The 12,978-nt window shown below is 54.5% G+C and carries 9 protein-coding genes; 1 reads left to right on the top strand and 8 read right to left on the bottom strand.

Going from position 1 to position 12,978, the window contains the following annotated elements:
• Positions 1-9: 9 nt before the first annotated feature.
• From ACCW71_RS04680 to wbaP, 7 genes are all read right to left on the bottom strand, one after another.
• Positions 10-762 (bottom strand): glycosyltransferase family 2 protein, encoded by a 753-nt coding sequence (locus ACCW71_RS04680; RefSeq protein WP_436369922.1) that lies wholly within the window; start codon positions 760-762, stop codon positions 10-12.
• Between the two features lie 75 nt (positions 763-837).
• On the bottom strand, positions 838-1,755 hold the full coding sequence (locus ACCW71_RS04675; RefSeq protein ID WP_436369921.1) for a glycosyltransferase family 2 protein: 918 nt from the start codon (positions 1,753-1,755) through the stop codon (positions 838-840).
• 128 nt (positions 1,756-1,883) lie between these two features.
• Positions 1,884-3,020 carry an EpsG family protein gene (locus ACCW71_RS04670; protein ID WP_436369920.1) on the bottom strand — a complete coding sequence of 379 codons (1,137 nt, stop codon included), beginning with the start codon at positions 3,018-3,020 and terminating at the stop codon, positions 1,884-1,886.
• Positions 3,021-3,297: 277 nt separating this feature from the next.
• Positions 3,298-5,475 carry a tyrosine-protein kinase Wzc gene (wzc, locus tag ACCW71_RS04665; protein ID WP_436369919.1) on the bottom strand — a complete coding sequence of 726 codons (2,178 nt, stop codon included), beginning with the start codon at positions 5,473-5,475 and terminating at the stop codon, positions 3,298-3,300.
• Between the two features lie 12 nt (positions 5,476-5,487).
• Positions 5,488-5,922 (bottom strand): protein tyrosine phosphatase, encoded by a 435-nt coding sequence (locus tag ACCW71_RS04660; RefSeq protein WP_436369918.1) that lies wholly within the window; start codon positions 5,920-5,922, stop codon positions 5,488-5,490.
• A gap of 9 nt (positions 5,923-5,931) precedes the next feature.
• Complete coding sequence (locus ACCW71_RS04655) at positions 5,932-7,065, bottom strand: polysaccharide export protein (protein ID WP_436369917.1); 1,134 nt, start codon at positions 7,063-7,065, stop codon at positions 5,932-5,934.
• Positions 7,066-7,351: 286 nt separating this feature from the next.
• A complete protein-coding gene (wbaP, locus tag ACCW71_RS04650) occupies positions 7,352-8,785 on the bottom strand; it encodes an undecaprenyl-phosphate galactose phosphotransferase WbaP (RefSeq protein ID WP_436369916.1) in 1,434 nt (477 codons plus the stop codon).
• Between the two features lie 789 nt (positions 8,786-9,574).
• Between wbaP and ACCW71_RS04645 the strand changes: the two genes are divergently transcribed.
• Positions 9,575-11,140, top strand: coding sequence for a TerC family protein (locus ACCW71_RS04645; RefSeq protein ID WP_436369915.1), 1,566 nt, complete (start codon positions 9,575-9,577; stop codon positions 11,138-11,140).
• A gap of 13 nt (positions 11,141-11,153) precedes the next feature.
• Here ACCW71_RS04645 and asmA read toward each other — a convergent pair whose 3' ends face one another.
• On the bottom strand, positions 11,154-12,977 hold the full coding sequence (asmA, locus tag ACCW71_RS04640; protein WP_436369914.1) for an outer membrane assembly protein AsmA: 1,824 nt from the start codon (positions 12,975-12,977) through the stop codon (positions 11,154-11,156).
• Between the last annotated feature and the right edge of the window lies 1 nt (position 12,978).

Genomic DNA, 12,978 nt, shown 5'->3' with positions numbered 1-12,978 from the left:
CCGACAGGCTTAACGATGCTTAAGGGTAAACAGCACACCATTCACCATATACCAGGCGTAATAGTAATAGATTTTTAAAGGATTGTTTTTATAGATAATTCTTAATAATTCGAGGTGCCACTTCGCCGCTTTATTCTTATTACGTGAAAGGGAATCGCCTAACTCGTAATAGTTGACCAGAATTGTCTGAATTACCCGTGCCTGGCGGTAGCGGGTGAACAATTCATAGAGAAACAGGAAATCTTCGTGGCCTTTGCGCTGGAAGAAAATGCCCTGAGGTGGACGGCGGAAGCAGACCGAGGAGAAGCAGACGCGATACTGCTTCTTCACAAAGTTTTCCTGTTGCAGGTAGGGCTTGCTGTAGGTGATGTCATGTTCCGCTTTGCGGGTTTTGTAATGATATTCGGTAATCACGAAATTATCGCCGGCGGCGATGGCGGCCACCTGCTGCGTCAGCTTATCCGCATGCCACTCATCGTCGCTGTCGAGAAAGGCGATAATCTCTTCAGTGGCGGCGCGCAGCCCGACGTTGCGGGTCTCTGCCGCACCCATGTTGACCGCGTTGTCGAGAATGGTAATGCGCGGGTCCTGACAGTGCTCACGGACAAATTCGAGCGAATCATCGGTCGACTTATCATTGACCAGATAGAGGTGCCAGTCGGTATAGTGCTGATTGATAACCGATTGCACCGCGCGTAATACCGTCTGACGGGCATTATACATCGGCATGACGATGCCAACGGTTCCAACAGAAGTGTTCATCTTCGTACCTGAATTAAAATCAAAACAAAAGTGGGAGGCTCCTGACAGCAGGAGCAGAGCGGAATGCGGGGAGCGTCAGGAGACCGCCTTCTCACCGCCAAATCGTGCTTTGACCTTGTCTTTAACCCGGTTCATAAAATAAGCACGGTTGTCTTTATTGGTGAGGAAGAAGTAGCGCGCAAAGCTCAGGCTGGCCATCAGGCCTTTGCCGTCCATTTTGTAGCGCAGCGGCAGCTTAAACGCTTTGTAGGTGTGAATATCACGCGGGGTGAGATGCGGCTTCATGGTATCGAGCCAGAACATCGAATATTTCACCGACTCGCCTTTGTGCTTCGAGCCAAATTTGGTGATCAGATGGTAGTTCGCCAGCGGGGCGGCGATCATCACAAACTCATAGCCCATACGGTCGGCACGGATGCAGAAATCATAATCCTGATGGCGGATGTAGCGGGTGTCGAACTGAATTTTCGCCGCGTCTTCCCGCTTCAGCACGATGGTGCTGGTCTGGATAAAGCCGTAGCAGCCGAACAGATACTCGGCGACGGTTTCATCTTTACCCGGTGGCTGCATCGGCATCACTTTCAGAAAAGCGCCATCCTGATAGATGTTCACCTGGCTGAAAATCACGAAGTTCTGTTTGCCCTGCCCTTCCAGCTGCGCAATTTTTTCAGTGACCTGATGCAGTTTGTCCGCCGCCCACTCATCATCGGCGTCCAGGAAGCTGACGTAATCACCGGTGGCCAGCTCAATGCCTTTATTACGCGCGCCGGCCCCGTTGAGTTTCACTTCAGAGAGCACCAGATTAATGTCGAGATCCTGGTAGCGTTCGCTGCGGACCACGTCCGCCAGCGCGGCGGCATCCGCCGATTTATCATCAACGATGATGACTTCAAAATTGCGATACGTCTGCGCTTTCACGCAATCCAGCGTGGTTACAATCGATTCTGACGCATTGTAAGCCGGAATTACGATGGAGAAACGAATGTCCTTCATAGCCAGCACCTCATTAAATTAGATCAAAAATAAACAGCTCATTCGACAAGGGTCGATGAAAAACCTGGGTTCTTAACGGCGAGCGCCCCTGCGTGACGCGCTTCATGCAGGGGCGATCGGCGGGTTGATCAGTGAATTAACCAGAACTCCCGCGCCACTTCATAGCCGGTAACTGCCTGCTTGGTAGAAATGGTGTTGTAGTAGAGGTAGTAGAGCAGGAAGAACACCAGCATGGCGTACAGCGCTGGCTTCCAGGATCGTCTGGCCTGATAAATCAGTGAGGTCAGGATGATCGGCTCGACCTGTTGCAGGTAGTTGGAGAGACGCGAACCTGACGGGAAGTTATACAGGAAGATCCTGACGGCACCGCCAATAGCAAAACTCAGTATCAGCAGATAGTTAAGCCGGTACTGGGCGTAATTTTCGCGCTTCAGTTCATCGGTCAGCATGAAATAGAAGAAGACAAACACCAGCATGATGTTCTTCAGGTTCGACACCGCCAGAATGCTGCCGCCCATCGCATAAGAAGGGTCGTTGTTATAGCCCGATGCCCTCTCCCCCAGCGAACCCAGATGCCCGGCAATCAGGGCAACAAAGCTGGAGCCGCCCACAACCGAGAGTGGCAGACTGGCGACGATGATGATCACCGGCCACCAGCGCCAGTCGCGAATAAACAGGAACGGCACCAGCGTCACCACCATAATCGCGGTGTTGTGGCTGGTGAACGACAGAATAAAGAAGGCAAACGCCCACCAGTAGCGCTTGAGATAGATCGACCATAGAACGCCCAGGAACAGGGCAGAACTCAGGCCAAAGCGAATCTGGTTAATGTCTTTGTTAATAAAGATGTGCGCTGAATAGAGCACCAGCGCCAGCACCGGATAGGGTGACATCTTCCTGAAAAAGTAAGTATTGATGGAAACCGCAAGGGCGCAGAAGACAAACAGGAAGATGCTGGCGTTGTGCGAAAACAGGCTGGTCAGCCAGGCTGTCGCAAAAATCAGCGGTTCGTAACGGAAGAACGCAACGGTTTTGAAAAAGCCGTTGATCTCAATACGACGGACAAAGTCTTCAAAGAAGCTTCGGTACTGGAAGTCATCCATGCCGGTGCCAAGACCGCGTATCCCACCGAAAACAATCAAAATAATGGCGGCAACACAGAGCAGCCAGGTCAGAATATGATTTGTGCGTTCGTCTTTTTTTAGCGCGATTTCAAACAGTGAAAGCAGCAGTAAAAAGCCTGATACATACCAATATGGAGCCATGGTGTGATTCCTTAATTCCACAAGTGCTCATGCCAGCAATTATCCCGCTTCGCCTTCCCGGCTGGCTTTTCAGCAAGCCTGTCAGCACGGTGACAACGAGTGTGCAGGCGATGCCATGCTGGTAATGAATTCTGTTGAGTGACGTTCGCCATGCGATGTATAGATTCATCGCTTTTGTGGGTCTGGACAGAATAGCCTGTGTAAATTGATGCGTGTCGTCATTCAAAGGGACGATAAAAAGGGGCGGTCAGACCGCCCCCTCGTTATGACTCAATGATTAGCTTTTGTCGGTCTTGCCGTAGTCATAGGCGTAGTAGTCATAGCCATAACCGTAAGCGTTAGCGGCTTTACGTACCACGGCGTTGAGGATCACACCTTTAATCTCAATACCGTTCTGGGCAAAGCGCTTGAAGCTGACGTCCACTTCTTTGGTGGTGTTGGTTTCGAAACGCGCCACCATCAGCGAGGTGCCCGCCAGCTTACCGATGATTGAGGCATCGGTGACGGCCAGAATCGGCGGCGTATCGATTAACACCAGGTCGTAGTTCTTGCTCGCCCACTCCAGCAGCTCACCCATGCGACGATGCATCAGCAGCTCAGACGGGTTAGGCGGTACCTGACCACGCGGCAGGAAGTCGAAACCGTAGACGCCCTGCTGAATCAGCGCCGGACTGAACTCGGTTTTCCCTGACAGCACGTTTGACAGACCTGATTTGTTATCCGCGCCCAGCAGTTCGTGGGTATAACCACGACGCATGTCACCATCGATAAACAGCACGCGCTGACCCGCTTTGGCGACCAGGGTGGCCAGGTTGGCACAGATAAAGGTTTTACCAATACCCGGGCTGGCACCGGTGATCATCAGGATGTTGTTTTTGGCTTCCATCATCGCGAAGTGCAGGCTGGTACGCAGGCTACGAATCGCTTCGATAGAGAGGTCAGTGGGATTACCCAGCGCCAGCAGCGTTTCGTGCGGATCGGTTTTCACCTTGTTGCCGCGACGCGCCAGGGCTTCGGTATCCTTCTTACGCTGCCAGTCGGACAACGGCACGCTGGCGTAGACATTCATGCCCAGCTCTTCCAGCTGATCCGGGTTTTCGATGCCGTGATGCAGCAGCGCTTTCAGCAGAACCAGACCCACCGAAACAAACAGACCCAGAATCAGGCTCGCAGCGATGATCAGCAGCTTCTTCGGCGCCACCGGTGAGTTCGCGGTCTGCGCGCTGTCGATGATGCGGACATCACCCACGGTGCTGGCTTTACTGATGCCCAGCTCCTGCTGACGGTTCAGCAGCTGCATGTAGATCTCCTGACCTGACTGAACGTCACGGGTCAGACGCAGAATTTCCTGCTGAGTCTGTGGCATGCCAGCAATTTTCTTGTTCAGCTGAGCCTGCTCACCTTCCAGCGTTTTGCGTTTTTCCAGCAGCGCGCGGTAGGTCGGGTGATCCTTGGTGAACAGCTGGGAAACTTCCGCTTCACGGAAGGTCAGTTCATTCAGCTGGCTCTGCACGCTGACAGAAGAGTCCAGCGCTGATTTCGCTTCCAGCGACAGGTCAACAGATTCATTCTGACGACGGAAGGTATTCAGTTTGTTTTCCGCGTCATCCAGCTTGCTGCGAACGGCAGGCAGCTGAGTGCGTAAGAACTCCAGGCTCTTCTCTGCCTGCTCTGACTTGCGCTCAACGTTCTGCAACAGATAGTTGTTCACAATCTGATTCAGCACTTTGCTGATCTGCTCCGGGTCTTCACCCAGATACTCCAGACCCAGCACGCCGGTATCTTTACCTTTGTCAGCCACGGTCAGGTTAGAGAGCACAGAGCGGATCGCTTGCAGATCGTTCAGTTTGGTCACGGTGAAGCTGGTGCCCTCATCCGCCTGAATATCGCTGACCAGCATGGTGATATCGCCGTGCGACTCCAGCTGACCCACTTTCCCTTTGAACAGCTCATCGCCATCTTTCGAGACGGTGTAGCTCTGCGGACCGGTGACTTCCAGCTCAACGTTACGCTTGTCGATAGTGCGTGGAATTTCCAGACGGGAAATCGCGATGGTGGCAGGCTTGTTGCCCATCAGACGCGACAGCCCTTTACCGATCACCGGGAAATAGTTCTGCTCAACCACGGTGTCCAGACCCAGATCGTCGACGGTTTTACCGATGACCATACGGGATTCCAGAATCTCGATTTCGGTATCGGAGGCTGGCGTCGGTGGCAGAATGCTGTCAATTTCGTTCAGAACGGTACTGGCGTTCTTCTGCTCAACCTGAACTAACGCATCGGCGCTATAAATCGGTGTGGCAAACAGTGTGTAGAGTGTTCCCGCCAGCATGAAAAATGCGGTAACGGCAACAATGATCCAGCGATGGTCAATGAGCTGCCCGACAAGATGCGCCAGATCCCATCCATTCGACTCCTCTCCCGGCGTAGTTCTGACCTTATTTTTTATATTCATGGATAATCCCAACTATCGGCTTAATACGTTGACCCACTTCTGGGTAGCGTTTTCCAGTAACCCGTAAATCTCTTCAAAGGCCTCACGGCTTTTTCTGTACGGATCCGCAATTTCTTTCTGATTGAGCCAGTGCCCAAGCAGCATGGTTTTGCCACGTGCGGCGGGGTCGATGCGGTTGACCTGCTCAATATGCCGCTTTTCCATGACCAGAATCAGGTCAACGTTGCGGCACATCTCTGCCGTCAGCTGTTGCGCCTGATGGCCCTCCAGCGACAGACCCTGCGCCGCCGCGACTTCCGACGCCATCTTGTCAGCCGGGTGGCCAACCAGTGCCCCCAGGCCCGCCGAGCGAACGTCTAAATCGGGCAGCGCGCGTTTAAACAGGCGCTCTCCGGTCGGAGAGCGACAGATGTTGCCAACGCAGACGACCAATACGGACGTAATCATGGTCTGACCTTAGAAGTTGCGGATTCGCTGTACGGTCTCGCTCACATCGTTGATACCCGCAATGGTCGGCAGTAACTGCGAGATCACACGGTTCCAGCGCGTCAGCGGCGTGGAGGTGACATAAACAATGTCGTACGGTTGAAGCTGGAATTCGGTGCCCATCACCATGGATGCCGCATCTTTGGTGTTCAACTGATAGATGTTGGCGAGCTTGGTGCCATCGGTACCGCGCAGTGGACGGATAACGAACACACCGGTGGCGTCGGAGGTGGTTTGATCCATCCCGGCCGCGTTGCCCAGCGCTTCCGCCAGCGTCATGCCGCTGCGGTCCATTTTCAGGGTCGACTGCTGCTTCACTTCACCCATCACAAACACTTTCAGGTCATCATTACGGGGAACGTAAAGAATATCGCCTGGGTAGAGCAGGTGGTTCTGGCTGAGATCGCCGTTCTGCATCAGTGCCTGGAGTGAAACACGCTGCTCGCGACCGTTGTGCGTCAGCACTACGTTGCGCCAGTCGGCATCGGCGGCCAGGCCGCCAGCGGCGTTGATCGCATCCAGAATAGTCAGGGGTACGTTGGTGATCGGCTGCTGACCGGAGTTGGTCACCGAACCGGTAACGTAGGTTTTCTGTGATTTAAACGAGGCGATGCTGACATCGACCTGCGGGCTTTCGATGTACTGTGCCAGGCGACGGGCGATTTCGTTACGCACTTCACCGACGGTACGACCCGCTACGCGGACCCGGCCAATGTAAGGGTAGAAAATGGTGCCGTCAGAGTGGACCCAGTTACCGGTGTCGCTGGCGCTACGGTACTGACCGGCTGGTGTGGTCAGCTCCGGGTGATCCCAGACGGTGACGGTCAGGACATCGCCGATACCGATACGGTATTCGTAGTTCTGGATCTCGTTCTGGAGTGAAGGGTTCGCCTGTGCCACCAGTGGCTTAGGACGCATCTTCTCGACCAGCGTTGGGGTTAACGGAAAGACGTTGACATATTTATCGATGTCAAAGTTGCTGTCCTGCTGCTCAATGACATCTTTTCCTGATGTAGAAAGGCGCTGACCTGGTTCGATCGTACACCCGCTGAGGAAAGTGGCAGATACCAGCAAGGGTATCAATTTCATTTTGATTGTAATCATTTAGATCTTCGCTATCAGTTATTTATTGATAGAGGCGAAACCGCCGCTGTGTAAGCGTCCAACAAAAAAGTAAATCCTACCTGATTAAGCACTGAACCTGTCGTTCATTATCCTTGCTCCACTTGTTATAAGTAGTCACCAGCCGCCAGGGTAACCGTTGAGCCGCATACGTCATCACTGAATCAGCATGCAGCGCGGTATCCCTGAGGTTGGTCACTATCAACGACACGCCTGACAACGGCACAACACTTCCGGGCGCGCGTGCACGCGCCCTTTCGCCTCACGATCAATACGCACCGTCTCGCTTCAGCACTACGCCCACTGTTTTAAACAGGATGGCGATGTCATTCCACAGTGACCAGTTTTTCACGTACCACGAGTCGAAATAGACACGGGTTTCATAGTCAACGTCATTACGACCACTGACCTGCCACAATCCCGTCATGCCTGGCTTAGCCATCAGGTAATAATCAACATCACCGGCATAACGACAGAGTTCATCTTCAATCACCGGACGCGGACCCACCAGACTCATATCGCCGCGCACCACGTTCCAGAGCTGCGGTAACTCATCCAGGCTGGTTTTGCGGATAAAGTGGCCCACTTTGGTAATACGCGGGTCATTTTTAAGTTTGAAATCTTTATCCCACTCTGCGCGCGCCACCGGATCGGTACGCAATACTTCTTCCAGCACTTCTTTTGAATTAATCACCATCGAGCGGAATTTCAGGCATTTGAATTTACGGCCATTCATACCGACACGCTCATGACCATAGATCGGCGGTCCGCCGTCACGTCCCACCAGGAAGCCCAGCACCAGCAGCGCCGGCATCAGCATAATGATAATCGCCAGTGCGCCGACAATATCGAAGGCCCGCTTCAGGAAGCGTGAGGTGCGCTTCGCCAGGTTGTTCTGGACCCGCAGAATCATCACCTCATGGCTGAAGATATAAGCCATGTCGGTGCCGTAGAGCGGTACGCCACGCAGGGTGGGGATCACCGAGACCGAACGGCAGTTGTGCATCGCCAGCGACTTAAGCCACTTATCACGGTGCTGGCTCTGCTCGAACTCCACCGCCACGATAAACTGGGTTTCGCTGTTGGTCAGGCTCCACAGCTCCTGCTCATCCCGCAGCACCGGCACGCCGTTCATGATCTCCTGCGGACAGGTGCCATCAACGTCATAGAAGGCGATCACGTCAAAACCCATCACCTCTTCGCTTTGCAGCGCCTGCCAGGCTTCATGCGCGTTTTTACTGCTGCCGATGATGATGGTCTGCTTTTTCCATAAACCATTTTTATTCAGCAGCCGCTTAGAGAGCGCGCGGCAGGTTGGGATCAGAATCAGTGCCAGCACCCAGGTCAGTAACCAGACGAAGCGCGACATCTGCCATTGAGATAATGCGGTGATCGACAGATCAATAACCGAAAATATAAGAATGGTACGAAAAATTTCTTTTAATTCGAACCAGAAAGGCTTGCGGTAGGTATAGTGACGCAGCCTGACCCAGAACCAGCCGATACAAATTACCGACAGACAGATGTGCGTGGCAATTTTTAAATTCATTTCCTTTTCGGAAATATCTGCCAGCGGTGAATCTGACTGAACATTAATTAGCATCATCGCTATAAATAAAGCTGCGTTGAAACAAATTAAGTCTGAGCACGCCAGCATTAATTTGGTAATAAGACTTTTAAACGTAAATTCTGTATCGCGCATATTTAACTCTTTATTTTATTTCCTTAAACCCGCCACGCCTCTCGCCTGTGTGTTAATTGAGCGATAACATCTCTCCAGACTGAGCCATTTTGAGGGGAGCTCCTGCGGCGTTTACGCCAATGATCTTAACCATGACACCAATAATATTGTGATTAATACCAACAGATTACTCTGACTTTTATCTGTCGTTAGCCACGCTCATTTTATCAACGATAAACACGAATCAGGCACGCTACCGCCCTTGGCTGTCGCTGCCAATACCGCTTATCATTCATATTTCTCCCCATGCAGTCTGGCCGTAACGCATCATACAGACGTTAACAGGCGAATCACCTATTCCTGACATTGCGATTAATGTCGAATCGGCACGCAAATTACGACTCAGGGACAGAGTTTGCTAACTTGTTGCTATACTAGTTATTACTGGCTTGTTTACAAGCAGGTCCCGCCATCCCTGGACTATTTTAGGAAAAAGACTACCAGCCATTAGTATTGATGCCGGACAGACAGTGCAAACCTTTCTGCAAAATTCGGATTAATGCCATACCTGAGATTTGCTAAATCGCATAAGCCTGACAGATGAATATCGGTTAACGGCTGATATTTGGCTGAGATTTTTCTGGCAACTTCCCTGCAAATTTAATCAAACTGTCACACCGGAATGCGCATATTTCATCCGTTCCGTTGCGGGATTAGGGCGGCATCCCCGCAGGCAGGCGATTTGTACCTGACTTCACACTCCACTATCATCAGACGAAACGTAAATTAAGACATTCAGGTGAACAAGGCATGCTGGAGGTAATGGCCGATCCCTCGCTGTGGGCGGGATTAGTGACGCTAATCGTTCTGGAACTGGTTCTGGGTATCGACAATCTGATCTTTATCGCCATCCTGGTGGAAAAGCTGCCCGGACCGCTGCGTGACCGTGCGCGCGTCGCCGGCCTGCTGCTGGCGTTACTCTGTCGTTTACTGCTGCTCGCCTCGCTTTCCTGGCTGGTTACGCTGACCCAGCCCTGGGTGACGCTGGCCGGTCATCCCTTCAGCGCCCGCGATCTGCTGCTGCTGTCAGGCGGGATTTTCCTGCTGTTTAAGGCCACCACTGAGTTGAATACCCGACTGGAAGGGCAGGATGAGGAGATCGGTCAACAAAAAGGCGGCGCTAAATTCTGGCCAGTGGTGGCGCAAATCGTGGTGCTGGATGCCATTTTCTCGCTGGATGCGGTGATCACCGCGGTTGGCATGGTGAATGATTTGCCGGTGATGATGATCGCCGTCACCCTCGCCATGCTGCTGATGCTGCTCGCCAGCAAGCCCCTGACCCGCTTTGTCAACAGCCACCCGACCATCGTCATCCTCTGCCTGAGCTTTTTACTGATGATCGGCTTTAGCCTGGTGGCGGAAGGATTTGGCTTCGTTATCCCGAAAGGCTATCTCTATGCGGCGATTGGCTTCTCGGTGGTGATAGAAGCCCTGAACCAGCTGGCGCACTTTAACCGTCGCCGGGTGCTCTCGGCGGGCCGGCCGCTGCGCCAGCGCACCGCGGAAGCGGTATTGCGGCTGCTGCGCGGGGCGGCGGAACCGGCGGAGCTGGATGCCCGTACCTCCTCGCTGATTGCGGACAGCGACGAGACCATGCTGTTTAACCGCCAGGAGCGGATCATGATTGCGCGGGTGATGGGGCTGGGGCAGCGTCACGTCAACAGCATCATGACCTCACGTCACGATGTCGAGCATGTCGATCTCAGCGATGACCCGGCCGCGATTATGGCGGGCCTCGACCGTAACCAGCACACCCGCATCCTGGTGACAGAGGGTTCCGGCGAGCCGCTGGGGGTGGTGCACGTCATCGACCTGCTGCATCAGTCGCTGCATCATCACTCACTCGATCTGCGCGCCCTGATCCGCCAGCCGCTGGTGTTTCCTGAACGTCTGACGCTGTTGCAGGCGCTGGAACAGTTTCGCCAGGCGCATACCCATTTCGCCTTTGTGGTGGATGAGTTTGGTTCGGTGGAGGGGGTTGTCACTCTGAGCGATGTGATGGAGACCATCGCCGGAAATCTGCCGAATGAGGCGGGCGAGCTCGACGCCCGCTACGATATTCAGATTGAGGGAGAAAATCACTGGATTGCCAACGGCCATATGCCGCTGGAAGATCTGGCGCTCTATGTGAAGCTGCCGCTGGATGACCAGCGCGACTACCATACGCTGGCCGGACTGCTGATGGACCAGCTGCAACATATCCCGCAGGAGGGAGAGACGTTGCAGCTGGGCGACTATCTGCTGCGCACCTTACAGGTTGAGAATCATCGGGTGCAGAAAGTGGAGATCCTGTTGCAGCCCGCTATCCCGGCCTAGTGCAGCGCGCCCGCTACGGTTGCAGCAGCTTCTTCAGGTTCTGTTTTTTCTCTTCATCCTGCTGACGGTCGATCCACTGATTGAGGCGGGACTTCGCCTCATTCTGCAACCGGTCGCGCAGCACGCTATCCACCGGCAGCGAATATTGCAGGCTGTTCCAGCTGCCATACATCCGCAGTGGGATCGGCTGATCGGAGAGCGCCGTCACCAGCGCTTTATCACCCTGCCAGCCGCTGATTTTCAGCCCCAGCGTCACATCCAGCTGCTGCTGAACCATGTCCACTTTACCGCCGCCCTGGAGATCCAGGTGCTGACCATTGCCGTTGAGATCGCTGAAGGTCAGGACGCCCTGCCTGAGCGCCACCTGGCCGCCAATCTGCTCAATGCCCTGATCGCTCTGCTCATCGCTGCTGACCCGATCGCTGACCCGCGCCACCGCGCGTCGCACCATCTGTTGCAGATTAAGATCGGCCAGTTGCAGATTGCTGGCGCTGAGGGTCGCCCTGCCCTGCCAGCTGCGTTTCGCCGCCTCAACAGTGAGACTGTCGCCCGACAGCTCGCCGTCGAGATTCAGGTCGCCCTGTAAACTTTCCGGCAGCGCGAACGCCTTAAGCAGCGGCTGAAGCGCAATCAGCCTGAGCTGCGGCTTCAGGCTGACGTGCGTCACCGGCTGACGAATATCGATGCTGCCGGGAACAGAAAAACTGCCATTGCCCAGCTTGCCGCGAAGGGTGTTCAGCGTCATCAGGCCCTGCTGGTTACGGGCGTCGATCGCCAGCCCGCTCAATGTCAGGCCGCGCCAGACCGCGCGGTCAGCCTCTAATTTCAGCGCCAGATCCAGCGCGTTGAGCGGAGAGTCGGCGTTGCTTCTCTCCCGCGGTGCGGCAATCACCGGGGAACGGGCCACGGTGGCACGCTGCGCGCCCGGCGTTTCGGCGGCGGGGGCATTGGTGAGCAGATTATCCAGGTTAAGCGTGCTGGCTTTCAGATCCAGTGCCAGCCGCTGCGGCGACGCCAGATGACCTTCCCCCTCTCCGGTCAGGCTGCTGTCGTTGGCGGTGAGTTGCAGATCGCTGAAGGCGAACTGCTGACGGTCGCCATTCCACTCACCGCGCAGGCTGAGCGAGCCTTTAATCCCCTGCACCGGAATATCGGCACCGGATAAGGTGTAATCCAGCTGCTCTATCTGGCCGCTGAGACGATGCGGATATTGCGCCGCATCCAGCTGACCTTTGAGATTGATGGTGGCGTTGCGCTGATTGCGCATCAGGCTGGTAGTCAGCGCCAGCGTCGCCTGTTTGTGGCTATCCTGGTCCAGATTGATATTGAGGTCGCGGAAGTTATATTCATCGCCGCCCGGCTGCTGCCAGATCAGCAAGCTGTCCGCCACGCGCAGTTTAGCAATATCAAATGACCAGCCGCTGGAAGGCGTGGCAGGCTCGGCGTCACGCGGACCCTGCGGGGCGTTTTTGGCCGGTTGCGCGGCGCTGTCCGGCGTGACCCGCACCACCGCGTTTTTCAGCAGCACCTGACTGACGCTTAGCTGATGTGAGATCAGGGGCCAGAGGTCGACGTCGAGGCGCATATTTTCCGCCGACACCAGCGGCTGGCTGGCACCCGGCGCGGTTAAACTCATGCGCCCGGCCAGAATGCTGAGCTGCGGCCAGACGTGCCAGCGCAGATCGCTGCTGACCTGAAGCCGATAACCACTGCGTTGTTCAACCTGTTGCACCATATAGGCACGGAAGTCGTTGGGATTCACCAGCAGCACCAGCGCCGACATTCCCGCGACGACCACCACTAACAGGATGGCCAGGGTGGTTATCACTCTCTTCATT

Origin of the sequence: Pantoea sp. C2G6 (assembly GCF_051336815.1) — a bacterium.
In the GTDB taxonomy this organism is placed as follows: Bacteria; Pseudomonadota; Gammaproteobacteria; order Enterobacterales; family Enterobacteriaceae; genus Pantoea.
Note: the sequence above shows the minus strand (reverse complement) of the source record. Positions and strands in the feature narration are given on the sequence as shown.

What these genes read in the sequence shown, in the direction of transcription:
- ACCW71_RS04680 (WP_436369922.1), bottom strand. Translation starts at nt 762, where the DNA reads ATGAACACTTCTGTTGGAACCGTTGGCATCGTCATGCCGATGTATAAT.
- ACCW71_RS04675 (WP_436369921.1), bottom strand. Translation starts at nt 1,755, where the DNA reads ATGAAGGACATTCGTTTCTCCATCGTAATTCCGGCTTACAATGCGTCA.
- ACCW71_RS04670 (WP_436369920.1), bottom strand. Translation starts at nt 3,020, where the DNA reads ATGGCTCCATATTGGTATGTATCAGGCTTTTTACTGCTGCTTTCACTG.
- wzc (WP_436369919.1), bottom strand. Translation starts at nt 5,475, where the DNA reads ATGAATATAAAAAATAAGGTCAGAACTACGCCGGGAGAGGAGTCGAAT.
- ACCW71_RS04660 (WP_436369918.1), bottom strand. Translation starts at nt 5,922, where the DNA reads ATGATTACGTCCGTATTGGTCGTCTGCGTTGGCAACATCTGTCGCTCT.
- ACCW71_RS04655 (WP_436369917.1), bottom strand. Translation starts at nt 7,065, where the DNA reads ATGATTACAATCAAAATGAAATTGATACCCTTGCTGGTATCTGCCACT.
- wbaP (WP_436369916.1), bottom strand. Translation starts at nt 8,785, where the DNA reads ATGCGCGATACAGAATTTACGTTTAAAAGTCTTATTACCAAATTAATG.
- ACCW71_RS04645 (WP_436369915.1), top strand. Translation starts at nt 9,575, where the DNA reads ATGCTGGAGGTAATGGCCGATCCCTCGCTGTGGGCGGGATTAGTGACG.
- asmA (WP_436369914.1), bottom strand. Translation starts at nt 12,977, where the DNA reads ATGAAGAGAGTGATAACCACCCTGGCCATCCTGTTAGTGGTGGTCGTC.